Source organism: Nocardia shimofusensis NBRC 100134, assembly GCF_001613125.1.
Classification (GTDB): Bacteria; Actinomycetota; Actinomycetes; order Mycobacteriales; family Mycobacteriaceae; genus Nocardia; species Nocardia shimofusensis.
Map to the genome: position 1 here is coordinate 38455 of NZ_BDBT01000035.1, position 18789 is coordinate 57243.

The following is an 18789-nucleotide window of genomic DNA, read 5'->3' on the forward strand; positions in this document are numbered from 1 at the left end:
TCGCGCCGACGGCCGGACCCGCGCCACATCGCCGGGTCCTGCCGCCGGTTCGTCACCAGCGGTCGCGAAGCTCTTCCCGAGGCCGCTGATGCTTGCCGAGTTCGCGTTCGGCGCCGAACGCGAGCTGGTCCTGGGAACGGACCATGCCCGCCTCGCGCGGTGCGGCGTCGGCGCGTCCCCGAGGCATCGGATCGACGGAGCCGGGACGGATCTGCTGAGCGCCGTGGTCCCAGGCCGACTGCCTGGGATCGATGCCGTAGTGGGAGAACAGTTCGGTCTCGGCGTCGCGGCTGATGCGGCCGTCGGAGACCAGGTGCGGGGCGGACTTGACCCGGTCCTTGCTCACCTGCACCCGCAGGGCGTCGTTGTCGCCTTGGCGCCTGGCGCCCATCAGAGGAACCAGCGAATCGCTGGAGAACAATCCGGTGGACACCGCGACCCAGGTGGGGGAGCCGCTGTCGTTGTCGAGGTAGATCTGCTTCACTTTGCCGATCTTGGCGCCGTCGGCGTCGAGGACCAGGCTGTCGAGCAGGGAATCGAGCATTGACCGAGCCATGTTCGCTCCTCGGTGGTCGTGGGGTTTCCCGAGGCCCCTGCGAGAAGGCGTCGGGGCGTGAGGTGCTGATCAGCTACATCCACGCAACTACCCGCGGTGACCCATCGGCAAACGCCGCAGGTCACCGCTCCGCGGCTGCCCGGTCACCGCTCCGCGCCTGGCCCGGTCACCGCTCCGCGCCTGGACCGGTCACCGCTCCGCGCCTGGACCGGTCACCGCTCCGCGGCGACGTACCTGCGCAGTCGCACAGAGGCGACCGGCTCCGTGCGGATCGAGTTGTGGTGACGCGGCTGTGCGTCCGGTCCATAGGTGAGGGGCTCGTCGGACCCGGGGTGGATGTGATGGCGTCCGTAGGTGTCCCAGCCGCCGCGGCGCGGGTCGATGCCGTAGTGCGCGAACAGTTCGGCTTCGGCCCTGCGGCTGACTCCGCCGTCGCGGTCGCGGTGGGGGGCCGTGCGCACGCGTTCCTTGCTGACTTGGACCCGCAGCGATTCGCGGTCGTACCGATGCTGGGCGCCCGACAGGGGGACCAGCGAATTGCCGTCGACCATGTCGGTGGCGACCGCCACCCAGGTCGGTGAACCGCTGTCGTTGTCGATGTAGATCTCTTCGACGGCGCCGACCGTTTCACCGTTGGCGTCGAGAACCGTGCTGCCGATCACGGAGTCGAGCAATGACTGAGCCATGATCACTCCTCGGTTGTCGGATGGATCTCGGTTGGCCGTGCGGGGCGTACCCGCTCCTACCCGTGCCAGGCACGCCGCAAACAACAGCCTGCTCCGCGAGGTGCGGCCGGGCGGGCCCGACCGGGATTTCCCGGATCGGGCTCAGTCCGTGAGCGCGGTGAGGTCGTCGAGCAGGATCATGACCTCGCCTGCCTGCTTGGTCACCACATCGAGCCGGATCCGCAGGGCGCGCAGTCGCGTGGCGGCGATCGGTGCGGCGAACCGGTGATACAGCCGGATCCACTCGCCCGCGGCGGAGGTCGAACCGAGCGGCACCTCGCCCTCGGCCAGATCCGCCCACACACGGAGGTCGGCGTGCGGCGAACGGATCCACAGCCGCAGTTCGCTCGTCGCGGCGGGCAGGATCCGCGATCGGTCCGCCCGCGGCGCGAGGTCGACCTCGAACCCCTCGGTGGCCGAACGGATCAGCAGCACGACCGCGCGATGGTCGGCCCCGCGCTCGCCGTCGGCGTAGACGCCGGGGCGCTTGGCGGGCGCGCCCTCGACGAAGGTGGTCAGGTGGGTCTGTGCCGCGCCCGCGCCCACGATCTCCCAGTCGTCCCTGTTCTCGAAATCGTCGAGGAGTACCTCGGTCGAGGCATCCGGCATCGCCTGCGTTCCCTTCTCCGCGATCCCGGCACGTGCTCCGGGATCCCCGACGGACCACCCTACAAGCCGCCGCGACCCGAAACCTGTGGTGGCGGTGAGGAATCAGGCTAGCGGCAGGCGTATTCGCGAATCCGGCTCGCGTGTGCGTGGATGACGGTGGGCACCGCGTGCAGCGACACCGCCGCCGCGTAGTCGATGAGGAAATCACCGTCGGGATCGCAGACGGTGAGGCTGTAGCCGATCAGCGGTTCGTCGAGTACCGCCAGCGCACGGGCCCAGTGATCGATGCGCACCCGCACCGCCAATTCGTCCAGCGCCGCCGCGACCTGCGCGCCGGTGCCGGTGTGCCGGGCCGCCCACCACGGCCGCGATCCGGCCGGCCAGGTGATCTCCACCAGGCAGTCCAGATCGCGGATCTCCGGCACACCGGTCACGCGCGCCATTGTTCCCCGGCAGGGGACACGCCTGGAACTCGCAGCCGTGAGTTCGGCGTGTCTGGCCCCTGTGCCGAGCTAGCCCGCGGTGGTCTCGTGTTCCTCGAGCGTCCGGCGCAGCAGCTTGCCGGTGGCGTTGCGGGGCAGTTCGTCGAGGAAGACGACATCGCGGGGCACCTTGTGGCGGGCCAGGTTCGCCTTGACGTAGTCCTTGATCTCCTGCGCATCGCGGGCGGCGTCGGCGGTGGTGACGACGAAGGCGCGCAGACGCTTGCCGAAATCGCGATCGGGAACCCCGACGACGGCGGCCTCGAGCACGTCGGGCCGTTCCACCAGCAGATTCTCCACTTCCAGCGGGAAGACGTTCTCGCCGCCGGAGACGATCATGTCGTCGTCGCGGCCGTCGATGAACAGCCTGCCCTCGGCGTCGAAATGCCCGACGTCACCGCTGGAGAGCAGGCCGTCGACGGTCTCCTTGGTGCGGCCGTCGGTGTAGCCGCTGAAACTCAGGCCGCTGGAGACGAAGATCGTGCCGACCACTCCCGGCTCGGTGACCTTCCTGCGCTGCTCGTCGTAGATCGCCACCCGGCAACCGACCGGCGGGCGGCCCACTGTGCCGGGCGCTTCACGCATGTCGCGCGGGGTGGCCACGGCGGCGACGGCGACTTCCGTGGAGGCGTAGAGGTTGTAGAGGACTTCGCCGAAGGCGGCCTCGGTGCGGGCGCTCAGATCCGGTGACAGCGCGGAACCGGCCGCGAAGATCACCCGCAGCGACGAGGTGTCGTAGCGGGAGAGGACCTCGGGGCCGAGGTCGACGATGCGCTGCAGCATGGTCGGCACCAGTACCAGGGTGGCGGCGCGATGCTCGGCGATCGCCGCGACGGTGGCCTCCGGATCGAACTTGCGCTGACGCAGCACCACCTTGTTGCCCAGGCCCCAGCCCAATCCGAGCTGGGACAGCCCGGTGCCGTGGAAGACCGGCGCGGCCATGATGATGGTGTCCTCTTTCGGCAACGGGATGCGATCGAGGAATTGGGCCGAGGTCAGCGGTGAGACCTTTTCGCGCGGTGCGCCTTTCGGCGTTCCGGTGGTGCCGCTGGTCAGGATGACGATCCCGCCGGGCTCGGCGGGCGGCGCGGGCGGCGGGCCGTCGGAATGGGCCGCGACGAGCGCGTCGATCGTGGGCGTGGTGTCGCCGGCGACCGGCTCGTCGACCCAGGTCAGGAAGCGCTTGGTGGTCGCGGGCACCGCTTCGACGACTCCGGTGAACTCGCTGTCGTACAGGATCGCCTCGACCTTCTCGCGGATCGACACATCGGCCAGCTGCGGCTTGGCGAAGCCGGTGTTCATCAGGACCAGACGCGCGCCGAGCTTGCCCGCCGCCAGCATGGTCAGGATCATGCCGCGGTGGTCGCGGCACAGCGAGGCGAGCACGGTGTCCGCGCCCAGCCCGGCCGCAGCCAGGCCGCGCGCCAGGGCGTCGGACTGCAGGTCGAGTTCGGCGAAGGTCAGCGTGCCACGCTCGTCGACGAGGGCGGGGGAATCGTGGTGGGTGCGCACCCCGTGTCGCATCACCGTCGTGAAGGGACCGTAGATCTCCGAGTCGCGCACGGTGCGCAGCGTCTCGGCGGGCCGCAGCGGGTCGATCATCCCGCGCTTGCTCAGCACTCTCAGCGCGGCGACCGCATCGGTCGCCGTCCGCACGATCTCCCGTGGCGAAACCATCTTTCCCACTGCACTCCTCACTCGAATCGACCGCGTTCCCGCGCCCCCGCACCAGTGGGGCCGAGCGTAGCCCAGCGTGAGAATCCTCATTCACTTATTGGTGAGATCCCTTCGCGGACCGGGAGGCTCGGCCGCGGTCAGGTGATCGCCGAGGTCTATCTCCGGAGGCTGCGACCCCGACCGCGGGAATGCTCTGAGTTCTGTTTCCTTTGCATTACTGTCCAGCGCGGGTGCGTTGTGTCGCTTACATTGCGACCGTGTGGTGAACGCGCGGTTTCACCCATGGAGAGTGGAGGCTGCTGTGTCTGTTCGTTCCGTGGTGGGCAGTTCCGGTGTGCGAGCGTTGTGCGCGGTGTTCGGCGGCGCGCTGATCCTGAGCGGGTGCACGACCAACACCGAGGGCTCCGGTGACGAGGTCGCCAAGGTCGAGGTCTCCGAGGTCGCCGAGATCGCCGGGAAGTTGCCCGAGGACATCGAGCGGGCGGGCAAGCTGGTGATCGGCGTCAACGTGCCCTACCAGCCCAACGAGTACAAGGACGCCTCCGGCAAGATCGTCGGATTCGACGTGGACCTGATGAACGCGGTCACCGCCGTGCTCGGTATCGAGGCCGAATACGTGGAATCGGCGTTCGAGAAGATCATCCCGGCGATCCAGGCGGGCACCTACGACGTCGGCATGTCCTCCATCACCGACTCCGAGGAGCGCGAGAAGCAGGTCGACTTCACCACCTACTTCAACGCGGGCATCCAGTGGGCCCAGCAGACCGGTAAGCCGGTCGACCCGGACAACGCCTGCGGCCTGCGGGTCGCGGTGCAGGCCACCACCGTCGAGCACACCGACGAGGTGCCCGCCAAGAGCGACAAGTGCGTGGCCGAGGGCAAGGCGCCCATCGACATCAAGGCCTTCGACGAGCAGAGCGCGGCCACCAACGCCCTGGTCCAGGGACAGGTCGACGCGATGTCGGCGGATTCGCCGGTGACCGCCTATGCGGTGAAGCAGAGCGACGGCAAGATCGAACTCGCCGGCCCGGTCTTCGACTCCGCCCCGTACGGCTGGGCCGTCGAGAAGGGCTCGCCGCTGGCCGCCGCCCTGCAGGCCGCGGTCAACCACCTGATCCAGAACGGGCAGTACAAGGAGATCACCGAGAACTGGGGTGTGCAGGAAGGCGCCATCACCGAGTCGGTGATCAACGGGGCCGTGAGCTGATCGATGGCGGGCAGCGACAACGAGGCGGCCGCATCGAACGACCCGCTGAGCAAGGACCCGCCGTCGCGACAGTCCGGTGATCCGGCGCTCGAGCCCGAGCCGATCAAGGCGGTCCCGCTGCGCAGGCCGGGGCGCTGGATCGCGGCGGCGGTGATTCTGGTGCTGGTGGGGCTGTTCGTCTACGGCGCGGCCACCAACGAGGCATATCAATGGGGCACCTACGGCCGGTACCTGTTCGACACCCGCATCCTCTCGGGCGCGGTGGTCACCCTGGAGCTGACCGTGTTGGCCATGCTGATCGCGATCGTGCTCGGCACCGTGCTGGCGGTCATGCGGTTGTCGCCGAACCCGGTGCTGCGCGCGACGGCGTGGGTCTATCTGTGGATCTTCCGTGGCACCCCGGTGTTCGTGCAGTTGGTGTTCTGGGGTCTGTTCCCCTCGCTCTACAAGCAGATCGTGCTCGGGGTGCCGTTCGGGCCGAGTTTCTTCGAACTCGACGTGCAGAATCTGCAGGCCGCGTTCACCTTCGCGGTGCTCGGCCTCGGGCTCAACGAGGCGGCCTACATGGCCGAGATCGTCCGCGCGGGCATCAACTCGGTGGGGGAGGGGCAGCGGGAGGCTTCGGTCGCCCTGGGCATGTCCTGGTCGCAGACCATGCGCCGGACGGTGCTGCCACAGGCGATGCGGGTCATCATCCCGCCCACCGGCAACGAGTTGATCGGGATGCTCAAGACCACCTCGCTGGTCACGGCCATCCCGCTGAGCACCGATCTGTACGGCCGCGCCCGTGACATCTACGGCGTCAACTTCCAGCCCATCCCGCTGCTGTTGGTCACCGCCACCTGGTACCTGGCCATCACCAGCGTGCTCATGGTCGGGCAGTACTACCTGGAACGGCACTACTCGCGGGGCGTGTCGCGGCAGTTGACCGCCAAGCAGTTGCGAGCACTGGCCGACGCACAGAAACCGGATGTGGCGAAATGACAGCAACGGCCGGCGGGTCGGTCCCGATGATCCGCGCCGAGCGGGTGTGCAAGAGCTTCGGCGCGCTGCGGGTGCTCGCGGGCGTCTCGCTCGAGGTGGCGCGCGGGGAGGTGCTGTGCCTGATCGGCCCGTCCGGCTCGGGCAAGTCGACCTTCCTGCGCTGTATCAACCATCTCGAGCAGGTCGACGCGGGACGGCTCTATGTCGACGGCGACCTGGTCGGCTACCGGCAGAAGGGCGACAAGCTCTACGAGCTGCATCCGCGGGAGGCGGCCAAGCAGCGCCGCGACATCGGCATGGTGTTCCAGCACTTCAATCTGTTCCCGCACCGTACCGCGCTGGAGAACATCATCGAGGCGCCGATCCAGGTCAAAAAGGTGCCCAAGGCCAAGGCCCTCGAGCGTGGGCGCGAGCTGTTGAGGCGAGTCGGCATGGCCGACAAGGCCGACGCCTACCCGGCGCAGCTGTCCGGCGGCCAGCAGCAGCGCGTCGCCATCGCCCGCGCGCTCGCGATGGATCCCAAGCTCATGCTCTTCGACGAACCGACCTCGGCGCTGGATCCGGAACTGGTCGGCGAGGTGCTCACCGTCATGCGCGAACTCGCCGACAGCGGCATGACGATGGTGGTGGTGACCCACGAGATGGGCTTCGCCAGGGAGGTCGCCGATCAGCTGGTGTTCATGGACGGCGGTGTGGTCGTCGAGTCCGGCCCGCCCCGCGAGGTGCTGGCCGAGCCGAAGCAGGAGCGTACGAAGGTCTTTCTGTCCCGTCTGCTCTGAAATCAGCCCGCGTACACAGGAGCCCCGGATACGTCCGGGGCTCCTGTGCGTCTGGGGTACGCGTGCTATCTTGGTGATATCACTTCGATATTCCGGGAGGTTGTCATGGAGTTCCGGCCCGCGTCGCGCGTCAACGGGTTCCTCGTACTGCTGGCGTTGCTGGTGCTGCTGTTGGTCTTCGGCGGCGCGGCCGCGCTCGGCTTCGTCGCCGCGGCAGGCGGCGACAACGTGCCCGCGCTGATCGCCGCCATCGCGGCCTGCGTCGGCATCGTCGTCCTGCTCCTGCTGATGACCGGGCTGACCGTGGTCAACCCCAACGAGGCCAAGGTGGTGCAGTTCTTCGGCCGCTACATCGGGTCGGTGAGCGAACCCGGCTTCTACTCGGTGGTCCCGCTGACCGACCGCAAATCCATCTCCCTGCGGGTGCGCAACTTCGAGACCCAGAAGCTCAAGGTCAACGACGCCGACGGCAACCCGGTCGAGATCGGCGCGGTGGTCGTCTACAAGGTGGTCGACAGCTTCAAGGCGGCCTTCTCGGTCGACGACTACGAGGAGTACGTCGAGACCCAGTCCGAGGCCGCGGTTCGGCACCTGGCCACCACGCACCCCTACGACGCGCACGACGTCGGGCGCACCAGCCTGCGCGACGGCACCGAGATCGCCGAGGAACTGACCGTCGAGCTGCGCGAGCGCACCGCGATGGCAGGCATCGAGGTGATCGAGGCGCGCATCACCCACCTGGCCTACGCGCCGGAGATCGCCCAGGCCATGCTGGTGCGTCAGCAGGCGGCGCAGGTGGTCGCCGCCCGTACGCACATCGTGGAAGGGGCGGTCGGGATGGTCGGTATGGCATTGGACAGGCTCACCGCGCAGGGCGTGGTCGAACTCGACGAGGAGCGGCGCGCGGCGATGGTGTCGAACCTGCTGGTCGTGCTCTGCGGCGATCGCGCGACGCAGCCGGTGGTCAACGCCGGATCGCTGTACCACTAGCGGCGCGCTCATGGCCGAACGGAAGAAACTGCTGCTGCGGCTCGACCCGGCCGTCCATGAGGCGATCGCCCGGTGGGCGGCCGACGACCTGCGCAGCATCAACGCGCAGATCGAGTACGCGTTGCGGCTGGCGTTGGAGCAGGCCGGACGCAAGCCCAAGCCCGGCTCTCGGTCCGATGGCGAGTCCGGCTGACACGGGCGCTCGGAGTGCGCGACCCCGGCCCGATATGCGAGCCGGGGTCGTCCGGCATTCAGGCCGGTTTGTGCGTCACGAAAATGGCTGTGCCGGGGAAGATCTGGCCGCGCAGCGGGCTCCACTGTCCCCACTCCCGGTCCAGCCACTCCGGCCAGTCCGGCTCGACCAGGTCGTCGATCAGCAACCCGGCGGCGACGATCTCGCGCACCCGGTCGCCGATCGTGCGGTGGTGCTCGACGTAGGTCGGCTCGCCGTCGGCGTCGACCTCCACATACGGGGTGCGGTCGAAGTACGGGATGGTCGCGCGCAGCCCGTCGGGGCCGGGGTCGTCGGGGAAGATCCAGCGCATCGGATGGTTCACCGAGAACACCCAGCGACCGCCCGGCCGCAACACCCGTGCGACCTCACGCATCACCGCCGCCGAATCGGCCACGAACGGCACCGCGCCGAAAGCCGAGCAGGCGGCGTCGAAGGACTCGTCGGCGAAGGGCAGCGACTCGGCGCCCGCCTGGACCAGCGGCGTCCGGGGGTGGGGGGGAGCGGACCCCGCCATCGCGTCCAGTCCGCGCCGCAGCATGCCCATCGACAGATCCAGGCCGACGGCGTAGGCGCCCTGGCCGGTGAGCCAACGCGCGCACGGGGCGGATCCACAGCCGATCTCGAGAATCCGCTTGCCTGCCAGGTCGTCGCCGAGCAGATGCACATCTCCCTCGTGCAGGCCCTCCGGGCACCAGACGAACTCGCCGCCTGGGGAGTCGACGCCGAGGAACTCCGCGTGGGTGCGGTGATAGTCGTCGGCGTCGGCGTCCCACCAGCGGCGGCTGGCGCGCTGGCTGTCGACCGAGCTCAGCCGCGTCCTCGTGGTACCCGTGGTGCCCAGTGTTGCGTTTGCTTTCGCATGGCGATCATCCGACACGTGAGCACTGTATCGGTGTGTTCGGGAGGGGCCCGCGGCTGCGTCCAGCAGCACTTCCCGGCACGTGCGCGTGGGGTATATGTCCGGTTCGGACGTGTCGCCGGAGTGGCGTGCGGACCGGTTTGCCCCGGTCGACCAAGGTCGCGTACGCTGAACGCGCGAGTGTGCAGTGGGTCCTTGCGTGCTTGGGGGTTTCGGGTATCGGATCGCGGTATCGGAAGACTCGAGCGTACTGGGAATCGACGCACCCCGTGCTGGGTTTCACGCATCGAGCGGTGCGGTACGGTTCACGTACCCGTCATCGCAGCGCCGCGGTGATCACGCAGCGTACCGAAAGTTCCAATGTCCGCAACCGACCACAATCCGTCCGGAGCAAACCGACATATGCCCACCACCGTCACCTCGCCGCAGGTAGCCGTCAACGACATCGGCTCCGCCGAGGATTTCCTCGCCGCCATCGACGCCACGATCAAGTACTTCAACGACGGCGACATCGTCGAAGGAACCATCGTCAAGGTCGACCGCGACGAGGTCCTGCTCGACATCGGTTACAAGACCGAAGGCGTCATCCCCTCTCGTGAGCTCTCCATCAAGCACGATGTCGACCCCAACGAGGTCGTTTCCGTGGGCGATGAGGTCGAGGCTCTTGTTCTCACCAAGGAGGACAAGGAAGGCCGCCTGATCCTGTCGAAGAAGCGGGCGCAGTACGAGCGTGCGTGGGGCACCATCGAGGAGCTCAAGGAGAAGGACGAGGCCGTCAAGGGCACCGTCATCGAGGTCGTCAAGGGCGGCCTGATCCTCGACATCGGCCTGCGCGGCTTCCTGCCCGCCTCGCTGGTCGAGATGCGTCGCGTCCGCGACCTCCAGCCGTACGTCGGCAAGGAGATCGAGGCCAAGATCATCGAGCTCGACAAGAACCGCAACAACGTGGTCCTGTCGCGTCGCGCCTGGCTCGAGCAGACCCAGTCCGAGGTCCGCAGCGAGTTCCTGCACCAGCTGCAGAAGGGCCAGGTCCGCAAGGGTGTGGTCTCCTCGATCGTCAACTTCGGCGCCTTCGTCGATCTGGGCGGCGTGGACGGCCTGGTGCACGTCTCCGAGCTGTCCTGGAAGCACATCGACCACCCGTCCGAGGTCGTCGAGGTCGGCAACGAGGTCACCGTCGAGGTTCTCGACGTCGACCTGGACCGCGAGCGTGTCTCCCTGTCGCTCAAGGCGACCCAGGAAGATCCGTGGCGTCAGTTCGCCCGCACCCACGCCATCGGCCAGATCGTGCCGGGCAAGGTCACCAAGCTGGTTCCGTTCGGCGCCTTCGTGCGCGTCGAAGAGGGCATCGAGGGCCTGGTGCACATCTCCGAGCTGGCCGAGCGCCACGTCGAGGTGCCGGACCAGGTCGTGGCCGTCGGCGACGACGCGATGGTCAAGGTCATCGACATCGACCTGGAGCGTCGCCGGATCTCGCTGAGCCTCAAGCAGGCCAACGAGGACTACAGCGCCGAGTTCGACCCGTCGAAGTACGGCATGGCCGACAGCTACGACGAGCAGGGCAACTACATCTTCCCCGAAGGCTTCGACCCCGACACCAACGAGTGGCTCGAGGGTTACGAGAAGCAGCGGGACGAGTGGGAGTCGCGCTACGCCGAGGCCGAGCGTCGTCACAAGATGCACACCGCTCAGATGGAGAAGATGGCGGCCGACGCCGAGGCCGAGGCGGCCAACGGCGGCAGCGGCAACTACTCCTCCGAGAGCGGCGCGCCGTCGGCCGCGAGCCAGGCCGAGCCGGCCGGTGGTTCGCTGGCCAGCGACGCGCAGCTCGCCGCGCTGCGGGAGAAGCTCTCCGGCAACGCCTGAGACGCGCCGACACGAGCATGACGGGGAAGGCCCCGGTCCGAATCGGACCGGGGCCTTCCCCGTGCTCGGCTGTGGCGCGAGAGTCACCGGGACCGAGCCGCTGAGACCGGAGCTGTGCAAACGAGAATGGCCCAGCCGTGCGGCCGGGCCATCGACAAGGGGTCGGATCAGCTCGCGGTGGCGGGGACCCAGCGCGTGGTCGCGGTCGCCGGAGTTCTCCGGCGGCGGGCGGCGATACTGTGCCGGGCGGGCTGCCGCAGCGAGGTCAGCCACGGTCGGCGATGCTCGGCCAAGGCGGCCGCGACAGCGGGGATCATGAGGCAGTGCACCCCGCCTGCCATACCGAGGCGGTGGCGACCCGCTCGGCGGATTCTCATGCGCAATGGATTTCCTTCGCTCGGTGTCGGACTGGAGTAGTTCGGACAGATTCGCCACGGCGAAGATTAGTCGAACGACACGCGCGTTCGACGTATTTTGCGAAGGTAATTACGTCGCGTGTCGTAAGTTTGTCGTCGTCGGCCGGTATCCGACGAAAATGTTGCGAGGCGGTCTCGGCAATATCACGGTACGGGCAAAAAGAATGACGGTCGGTAACGAATCGCCCGCTCGTGCCGACTCCTATGGCCGCGCTGCCGCTCGGTCCCCGCCGGGTCGGGCCCCGGCCGGGATGCGAGACTGGGCGCATGTTGCGGATCGGCCTCACCGGAGGCATGGGAGCGGGCAAGTCGACGGTGGCGCGGATTCTCGCCGAGCACGGGGCGGTGATCGTGGACTCCGATCTCATCGCCAGGGAGGTGGTGGCGCCGGGGACCGAGGGGCTCGCGGCGTTGGTAGAGGCGTTCGGCGCGGACATCCTGGCCGCGGACGGCAGCCTGGATCGGCCCGTGCTGGCGGCCAAGGCATTCGCCGACGACGAGGCCAGGGCGAAACTCAATTCCATCACCCATCCACTCGTCGGTAAGCGCACGGCGGAATTGATCGGCGCCGCACCGGCCGACGGGATCATCGTGCAAGATATTCCGCTGCTGGTGGAAAACGGTCTCGCGCCGTTCATGAACCTGGTGCTGATCGTGGACGTTCCCGCCGAGACGCGAATTCGCCGGCTGGTCGAATTCCGCGGCGTGCCGGAGAACGACGCGCGCGCCCGGATCGCCGCGCAGGCCACCGACGAGCAGCGGCGCGCGGTCGCCGACGTGCTGCTCGACAACAGCGGTCCGGAGGGCGCTGTCGAACCGGTCGTGCACGAACTGTGGGAGCGGCGGCTGGTCCCGTTCGAGCGCAACCTGCGCACCGGCACCGCGGCGGAGGCGGGCGCTGAACTCGTGACGACCGATCCCGGGTGGGCCGCGCAGGCGCAGCGCCTGATCGCCCGGCTGCGCGTGGCCTGCGGCGGCGCGGCGTCGAGCATCGAGCACATCGGTCCGACGGCGGTGCCGGAACTGCCCGCGCGGGACCTGCTCGACATCCGGGTGAGCATCGCCGACGCGGCCGCCCTGGACGGCCTGTGCGATGCGCTCACCGCGTCGGGTTTTCCCCCGCTCGCCGGCGGCGCGAACGACGCCGAGCCGGGCGAGCGCTTGCACGGCAGCGCCGATCCCGGCAGGCCGGCGATCGTGCGCGTTCAGGTCGCGGAGCAGGGCGGAAGCTAGTTAAAAGGATTTATTTCAGAAATAGCGGTGGGCTTGCCTCTGTCTGTGTAGCGTGACGCCTACCCACACGAGTGGGTAGGGAAGACAGGAAGTTGCAACGCCCATGACAGCATCACACCGTCACCTGCGGCGCGCCGGTTTCGGCGCGTCGGCCTTCGGAGCCATGGTCGCCACCGCGGTACTCACCGCCCCGCACGCTGCCGCCTGGGTCGGCGATCTCTCCGTGTCCGGCGAGAACCACACGGTCGACTGCTCCTACACCCTGACCGCGCGGGTCGACCTCGACCGGCTGACCGAGGTCAAGTTCACCGACAACGGTGTGGCGATCCCGGGCAGCCCGGTGAAGCCCTCGATCCTCAGCGACAAGGTCACCATCAAGTGGAAGCCGACCACCGCCGGTTCGCACCGGCTGGAGGCCAGGCAACTGCTGATCAGCGACGCGGTGACGGTCCAGGTCGCCGAGGGGTCCGGCGGATTCACCGGCAGCGCCTCCTGCGGCGGCGGACTCGGCGGCTTGCTCCCGAGCCTGTCGGCGGGCTGATCCGCCGACGCCATCCACGCGTTCGGCCCGGCGGAGCTCCGCCGGGCCGAATGTCTTTTCCGGCGGATTCAGCGCCAGGTGAGCGTGATGCCGAGCGAGCCGAGCCAGCGTTGCAGCGAGTATCCGTGCGCGGCGATGCCGTCGATCGTGCGGGTCGCGTTCTCCACGGCGGCCTGGGCCTCGGCGGCGGTCAGCAAGCCGCCGGCGTGCGCGGCGAGGAGTTCGTCCACGTCGAGCAGTTCGGTGTCGCGTCCGGTGCGCACGACGATGTCGAGATAGTGGTCCACCGAGCGCCACAGCTGCGGCTCGATCTGGGTGAAGACGCCGAGGTCGAGGTAGAAGTCCTGATCGCGGGGGCATGCGGGGGTGAAGTCGAAGACGGTGACGCGCAGCGAGAGTTCCGGCAGCAGCCAGGACTGCAGATAGTCGAATTCGGGGTGATCGGAGTGCCGCGCCATGTACAGGCCCCACGGTTCCACGTGGTAACGCTCGACCGCGCGGATGAAGCCCTTCGGGTCGGTGTTGGTCTTGTTCGCTACATCGAAGTGCTCGACCTTGGGCCGGTGCACATGCACGGGTGCCTGCGTCATGGACCGAAATCTACCGGTGTCGCGGAACGGCGCGTCCGGCCGACCGGTAGGGAGAAGGTTGCCGAACCGGCCGAGCCGGACGGGAGTCCTGCCCGGCTCGGGGATTCCTGTCGGTCCTCGCAATTACGCTGGTGCCATGGCTTTCGCTACCGAGATCCCCGCCGAGGACGAGAGCACGCCTCTCGCGCACTCGGAGTTCCGCCCGGTCGGCTCCATCGAGCGTGTCGAGGGCCGCTTCGAGGTGGTCAGCGAGCACAAGCCGGCCGGTGACCAGCCCGCCGCCATCGCCGAACTCGAGCGGCGCATCCGAGCAGGTGAGAAGGACGTTGTGCTGCTCGGCGCCACCGGCACCGGCAAGTCGGCGACCACCGCCTGGCTGATCGAACGTCTGCAACGGCCCACACTGGTGATGGCGCCGAACAAGACCCTGGCCGCCCAGCTGGCCAACGAACTGCGCGAGATGCTCCCGCACAACGCGGTCGAGTACTTCGTCTCCTACTACGACTACTACCAACCCGAGGCTTACATCGCCCAGACCGACACCTACATCGAGAAGGACAGCTCGATCAACGACGACGTGGAGCGGTTGCGCCACGCCGCCACCTCGAGCCTGCTGTCCCGGCGCGACGTGGTGGTGGTCGCCTCGGTGTCGTGCATCTACGGCCTCGGCACCCCGCAGTCGTACCTCGACCGGTCGGTGGCTCTCGAGGTCGGCTCCGAGGTCGATCGCGACGCGCTGCTGCGGCTGCTGGTGGATGTCCAATACACCCGCAACGACCTGTCGTTCACCCGTGGCTCGTTCCGGGTGCGCGGCGACACCGTCGAGATCATCCCGTCCTACGAGGAACTCGCGGTGCGCATCGAGTTCTTCGGCGACGAGATCGAGGCGCTGTACTACCTGCATCCGCTGACCGGAGACGTGGTCCGCCAGGTGGATACCGTGCGCATCTTCCCGGCCACGCACTACGTGGCGGGGCCCGACCGGATGGAACGGGCGGTGGCCGACATCGAGGCCGAGCTCGAACAGCGGCTGGCGGAACTGGAGCGGCAGGGCAAGCTGCTCGAGGCCCAGCGGCTGCGCATGCGTACCCAGTACGACCTGGAGATGATCCGTCAGGTCGGCTTCTGCTCCGGCATCGAGAACTATTCGCGCCACATCGACGGCCGCCCGGCCGGATCGGCGCCCGCGACGTTGCTGGACTACTTCCCGGAAGACTTCCTGCTCGTCATCGACGAGTCGCATGTGACCGTGCCGCAGATCGGCGGCATGTACGAAGGCGACATGTCGCGCAAGCGCAATCTCGTCGAGTACGGCTTCCGGCTGCCGTCGGCCGTGGACAACCGCCCGCTGACCTGGGAGGAATTCGCCGAGCGCATCGGACAGGTGGTCTATCTGTCGGCCACGCCCGGGCCCTATGAACTGGGGCAGACCGGCGGCGAGGTGGTCGAGCAGGTCATCCGCCCGACCGGCCTGGTCGATCCGCTGGTGGTGGTCAAGCCGACCAACGGCCAGATCGACGACCTGCTGCACGAGATCCGCCTGCGCACCGAGCGCGACGAGCGGGTGCTGGTCACCACGCTGACCAAGAAGATGGCCGAGGACCTCACCGACTATCTGCTCGGCCTCGGCGTGCGGGTGCGCTACCTGCATTCCGAGATCGACACCCTGCGACGGGTGGAACTGCTGCGGCAGCTGCGGTTGGGTGAGTACGACGTGCTGATCGGCATCAACCTGCTGCGCGAGGGTCTCGACCTGCCCGAGGTCTCCCTGGTGGCGATCCTGGACGCCGACAAGGAAGGCTTCCTGCGCAGCAGCACCAGCCTCATCCAGACCATCGGCCGCGCGGCGCGCAACGTCTCCGGCGAAGTGCACATGTACGCCGACAAGATCACCGACTCCATGCAGCACGCTATCGAGGAGACCGAGCGGCGCCGGGCCAAACAGGTCGCCTACAACGAGGAGATGGGGATCGACCCGCAACCGCTGCGCAAGAAGATCGCCGACATTCTCGATCAGGTGTATCGGGAGGCCGAGGAGACCGAGGTGGAGATCGGCGGTTCGGGCCGCAATGCCAGCCGCGGTCGCCGTGCCCAGGGCGAGCCGGGCCGGGCGGTGAGCGCGGGCGTGCTCGAGGACCGGGACGTGAAGTCGATGCCGCGTGCCGAATTGGCCGATCTGGTCGCCCAGCTCACCGATCAGATGATGAACGCCGCGCGCGAGCTGCAATTCGAGCTGGCCGGTCGGTTGCGCGACGAGATCGCGGATCTGAAGAAGGAACTGCGCGGTATGGACGCTGCGGGGTTGAGCTGAGCCGTGGGCGTGCCGTGCCCCGCCGCTGTGGTTTCCGGGGTCGGAAACCACAGCGGCACAGTGTTTCCGGAGAGATCAGGACTGAGTGGCCAGCCACTCGTTCACGCGTCGCTCGCCCTCCTCGCGGGAGACGTCCTCCACTCGGGTGAGCACCACCCAACGGTGCCCGAACGGGTCGAGGACCGCGGCGAAGCGGTCGCCGGTGACGAACGTCTGCGGCTCTTCCACGCCGCGGGCGCCGGCCTCGACGGCCCGGCGGATCACCGCGTCGACATCGGGGCAGTAGTGCACGATCGAGGTGTGCACCCATTCGCCGTTGGGGGCGAGCACGCCGTGCTCGGGCACGGGAAGTCCGACCTGAACGGTGGAATCGCCGATGCGCAGTTCGGCGTGCGCGGGGCTGCCGTCGGGCAAGTCGTTGCGGCTGAGCACTTCGGCCCCGAACACCTCGGTGTAGAAGTCGATCGCGGCGTTGCCGTCGGCGACCGCCAGGAAACAGGTGATCGAGTGGTAGCCGTCGGGGATCGGGTTCACCTTCGCTGTCATGGCTTCGAGTCTGCTGGCCCGCGACGCGGCGAGCTTGTAAGAAAGCGACAATCCGGCGGAGCGCGCCGTGGCGGCTGACCCGGGGGAGAAGGGCATCCTGCATCCGCGCGAGCAGTCCCGGCATCGCAGTCTGCGCCGGCTGCCGCCCGGACCGTCGGTGGGTCGGTTCGTGCACTGGTACTGGCTGGTGGACTGGGATCTGCGCGATCGGCCCGCCTATCGCGCCGAGGTGCTGTCGTTCCCGTGCGTCAACATGACCTTCGAACACAGCGAGACCCGCACCGGCGCCTTCGTCACCGGTGTAGCCACCACCCGCTATACGCGCGAATTGACCGGTGCGGGGCGAGTATTCGGTGTGCGCTTCCGCGCGGGCGGGTTCGGCGCGTACACCGGCTCGGATGTCGGTGCGCTACGGGACCGCAGTGTCGCACTGCGCGAGGTCTTCCCGGACGCAGGAGAATTCGGCGAGCGGGTGCTCGCCGAAGACGACGACCGGTCGCGCCGCGCGCTGGTGGAGCAATGGCTGGCGGCCAGGGCGGGTGAGCCGGACGAGGTGTATCGCCTGGTGCTGCGCATCGTCGAGGCGATGGAACACGATCGCGGGCTGACCCGGGTGGACCAGGTGACCGAGCGATTCGGGGTGCCCATCCGCACCCTGCAGCGCATGTTCGCCCGATACGTGGGGGCGAGCCCGAAGTGGGTGCTGCGCCGCCATCGCCTGCAGGACGGGGCGGATCTGCTCGCACGCGGCGATATCACGGATTTGGCCGCGCTGGCGTTGGAACTCGGTTATTTCGACCAGGCGCATTTCTCCCGGGAGTTCGCCACCGAGATCGGAATGTCGCCCTCGGAGTATGCGCGGCATTCAGCGGCGGCCGCCGGTCGATTTGCGCCCGATACGGTTCGGCCGCTCGCCCAGTAATTCGGGCAGGCGATTTCCGGTGGCGTCGCGACATCAATAGTGGCTGGGTTCACAATTCGCGCCGACCGGCTGTGGTATCGGTAACAGGACTGGTCAACGGCCTCGTCGCGCGTCGGGGCGGCCGCGTCCGGCGGACGCGGCGATTCGCCTCATTGTGATGAATGTCCTAGTGTGCCAAGTGTCTTCGGAATCGTTGTGACTGTTCACAGGATGTGCGCCGGGGAATTCCGATCCGCCCTGGTGAGTCGGGACCCGGCACAAACACGGCCGGTCCGCAATCGGTGCCGATGCGACATGGCGGAGTGTGATGTGTTGCGAATTATGCGGTTTTCGCACCCGGAGGGGCTATCGTCGATCCAGTCGCCGCGCCGGAGCCCGACATGCCGGGAGTGCTGAGCGTAGGCACCCGACCCGCATAGTTGGAGGAGAAATGACCGCCTACCGGACCATTGTCGTCGGTACCGATGGCTCGGACTCGTCGTACGTGGCAGTCGAGAAGGCCGCCGCGCTGGCGGCCGACGCAGGGGCCACCCTCATCGTGGCCTGCGCCTACTACCCGACCGACGACCGGGAGATCGCCGCCGCCGCCGACGTGCTCAAGGACGAGGCCTACCAGGTCCGCGGGTCGGCTCCGACCACCGAGATCCTGCGCGTCGCACGCGACAAGGCCGCGGCCGCGGGCGCGCGGGACATCGTCGAGCGCCCGATCGTGGGCGAGCCCGTCGAGTCGCTGCTCGCGCTGATCAAGGAGACCGACGCGGACCTGTTGGTCGTCGGCAACCGGGGTCTGAACACCCTGGCCGGGCGTCTGCTGGGTTCGGTGCCCTCCGACGTCGCGCGCAAGTCGCGCTCGGACGTGCTGATCGTGCACACCGTGCGCTAGATCGATCCGTGCGCGAACTCCGCGCCCCGGCGTGCCCGGGTCGCGGAGTTCGCGTGTGTCGGGGTCAGGTCAGGGCGGCGAGCACCTCGGGCAGATCCGTGCAGTGCACGACGATCAGTCGCTGGGTGGCGCGGGTCAGCGCCACGTACAGATCGTTGAGCCCGCGCGGGGACTCCCCGATCAAGCCGGCGGGCTCCACCAGCACCACGTCGTCGAACTCCAGGCCCTTGACCTGCTGCACCGTCAGCACCCGCACCGACTCGCCGTCCAGCTCCGTCAGCCCGGAGATCAGATCGGCGGGCGCGATCACCGCCGTGGTGCCCGGCCCCCGCCGTTCGGTCACCACGGCCGCGACCCGGCCGGCCAGCTCGTCGCGCC

General features: G+C 68.3%; 21 protein-coding genes. 11 read left to right on the forward strand and 10 right to left on the reverse strand.

All coding sequences use genetic code 11. The features are described from left to right. Positions 1-52 precede the first annotated feature (52 nt). From NS3_RS25375 to NS3_RS25395, 5 genes are all read right to left on the reverse strand, one after another. Positions 53-556, reverse strand: a complete 504-nt coding sequence (locus NS3_RS25375) for a PRC-barrel domain-containing protein (RefSeq protein WP_084495912.1) — start codon at positions 554-556, stop codon at positions 53-55. Positions 557-768: 212 nt separating this feature from the next. Next, the gene (locus NS3_RS25380; RefSeq protein ID WP_245649806.1) at positions 769-1242 is read right to left on the reverse strand and encodes a PRC-barrel domain-containing protein; all 474 of its coding nucleotides are present in this window, start codon (positions 1240-1242) and stop codon (positions 769-771) included. A 141-nt stretch (positions 1243-1383) separates the two neighbouring features. Next, a complete protein-coding gene (locus tag NS3_RS25385; RefSeq protein WP_067864650.1) occupies positions 1384-1890 on the reverse strand; it encodes a hypothetical protein in 507 nt (168 codons plus the stop codon). Positions 1891-1997: 107 nt separating this feature from the next. Then, positions 1998-2324, reverse strand: coding sequence for a hypothetical protein (locus NS3_RS25390; protein WP_157101526.1), 327 nt, complete (start codon positions 2322-2324; stop codon positions 1998-2000). Between the two features lie 78 nt (positions 2325-2402). Further along, positions 2403-4049: an acyl-CoA synthetase gene (locus NS3_RS25395; RefSeq protein ID WP_067864656.1), complete on the reverse strand. Its 1647-nt coding sequence runs from the start codon at positions 4047-4049 to the stop codon at positions 2403-2405. Between the two features lie 301 nt (positions 4050-4350). Here NS3_RS25395 and NS3_RS25400 point away from each other — a divergent pair, with 301 nt between their 5' ends. The 5 genes from NS3_RS25400 to NS3_RS25420 all read left to right on the forward strand — a co-directional run bounded on the left by NS3_RS25400 (position 4351) and on the right by NS3_RS25420 (position 8202). Continuing rightward, on the forward strand, positions 4351-5256 hold the full coding sequence (locus tag NS3_RS25400) for an ABC transporter substrate-binding protein (RefSeq protein WP_067864659.1): 906 nt from the start codon (positions 4351-4353) through the stop codon (positions 5254-5256). Positions 5257-5259: 3 nt separating this feature from the next. Then, positions 5260-6240 (forward strand): amino acid ABC transporter permease, encoded by a 981-nt coding sequence (locus NS3_RS25405; RefSeq protein ID WP_067864662.1) that lies wholly within the window; start codon positions 5260-5262, stop codon positions 6238-6240. Next, positions 6237-7019 carry an amino acid ABC transporter ATP-binding protein gene (locus tag NS3_RS25410; RefSeq protein ID WP_067864665.1) on the forward strand — a complete coding sequence of 261 codons (783 nt, stop codon included), beginning with the start codon at positions 6237-6239 and terminating at the stop codon, positions 7017-7019. The genes NS3_RS25405 and NS3_RS25410 overlap by 4 nt, the downstream gene beginning before the upstream one ends. Before the next feature lie 105 nt (positions 7020-7124). After that, on the forward strand, positions 7125-8009 hold the full coding sequence (locus NS3_RS25415) for an SPFH domain-containing protein (RefSeq protein ID WP_067864668.1): 885 nt from the start codon (positions 7125-7127) through the stop codon (positions 8007-8009). A gap of 10 nt (positions 8010-8019) precedes the next feature. Continuing rightward, on the forward strand, positions 8020-8202 hold the full coding sequence (locus tag NS3_RS25420; protein ID WP_067864671.1) for a type II toxin-antitoxin system antitoxin: 183 nt from the start codon (positions 8020-8022) through the stop codon (positions 8200-8202). A gap of 58 nt (positions 8203-8260) precedes the next feature. Here NS3_RS25420 and NS3_RS25425 read toward each other — a convergent pair whose 3' ends face one another. Then, a complete protein-coding gene (locus NS3_RS25425; protein WP_067864674.1) occupies positions 8261-9121 on the reverse strand; it encodes a class I SAM-dependent methyltransferase in 861 nt (286 codons plus the stop codon). Between the two features lie 384 nt (positions 9122-9505). Here NS3_RS25425 and rpsA point away from each other — a divergent pair, with 384 nt between their 5' ends. Continuing rightward, positions 9506-10969, forward strand: a complete 1464-nt coding sequence (gene rpsA, locus NS3_RS25430) for a 30S ribosomal protein S1 (protein ID WP_067864677.1) — start codon at positions 9506-9508, stop codon at positions 10967-10969. Positions 10970-11136: 167 nt separating this feature from the next. On the opposite strand, the gene NS3_RS25435 is transcribed toward rpsA, so the two are convergent. Then, on the reverse strand, positions 11137-11346 hold the full coding sequence (locus NS3_RS25435) for a hypothetical protein (RefSeq protein ID WP_067864680.1): 210 nt from the start codon (positions 11344-11346) through the stop codon (positions 11137-11139). Between the two features lie 306 nt (positions 11347-11652). Here NS3_RS25435 and coaE point away from each other — a divergent pair, with 306 nt between their 5' ends. Then, entirely contained in the window at positions 11653-12618 is a 966-nt protein-coding gene (coaE, locus tag NS3_RS25440) for a dephospho-CoA kinase (protein WP_084495913.1), read from the forward strand. 103 nt (positions 12619-12721) lie between these two features. Beyond that, on the forward strand, positions 12722-13159 hold the full coding sequence (locus NS3_RS25445) for a hypothetical protein (RefSeq protein ID WP_067864683.1): 438 nt from the start codon (positions 12722-12724) through the stop codon (positions 13157-13159). A 68-nt stretch (positions 13160-13227) separates the two neighbouring features. Here the strand turns inward: NS3_RS25445 and NS3_RS25450 are convergent, their stop codons facing one another. Next, positions 13228-13749, reverse strand: a complete 522-nt coding sequence (locus tag NS3_RS25450; protein WP_067864687.1) for a ribonuclease FAU-1 family protein — start codon at positions 13747-13749, stop codon at positions 13228-13230. Positions 13750-13885: 136 nt separating this feature from the next. On the opposite strand from NS3_RS25450, the gene uvrB reads away from it, so the two are divergent. Further along, positions 13886-16060: an excinuclease ABC subunit UvrB gene (gene uvrB / locus NS3_RS25455; protein WP_067864690.1), complete on the forward strand. Its 2175-nt coding sequence runs from the start codon at positions 13886-13888 to the stop codon at positions 16058-16060. Positions 16061-16135: 75 nt separating this feature from the next. Here the strand turns inward: uvrB and NS3_RS25460 are convergent, their stop codons facing one another. Next, positions 16136-16606 carry a VOC family protein gene (locus NS3_RS25460; RefSeq protein ID WP_067864693.1) on the reverse strand — a complete coding sequence of 157 codons (471 nt, stop codon included), beginning with the start codon at positions 16604-16606 and terminating at the stop codon, positions 16136-16138. A gap of 67 nt (positions 16607-16673) precedes the next feature. Between NS3_RS25460 and NS3_RS25465 the strand changes: the two genes are divergently transcribed. Both NS3_RS25465 and NS3_RS25470 read left to right on the forward strand, forming a co-directional pair. Next, positions 16674-17528: an AraC family transcriptional regulator gene (locus NS3_RS25465; RefSeq protein WP_067864696.1), complete on the forward strand. Its 855-nt coding sequence runs from the start codon at positions 16674-16676 to the stop codon at positions 17526-17528. A gap of 430 nt (positions 17529-17958) precedes the next feature. Next, positions 17959-18411 carry a universal stress protein gene (locus NS3_RS25470; protein ID WP_067864698.1) on the forward strand — a complete coding sequence of 151 codons (453 nt, stop codon included), beginning with the start codon at positions 17959-17961 and terminating at the stop codon, positions 18409-18411. Between the two features lie 64 nt (positions 18412-18475). Here the strand turns inward: NS3_RS25470 and NS3_RS25475 are convergent. After that, the coding region (locus tag NS3_RS25475) for an ATP-binding domain-containing protein (RefSeq protein WP_169811685.1) at positions 18476-18789 on the reverse strand (314 nt) is incomplete at its 5' end.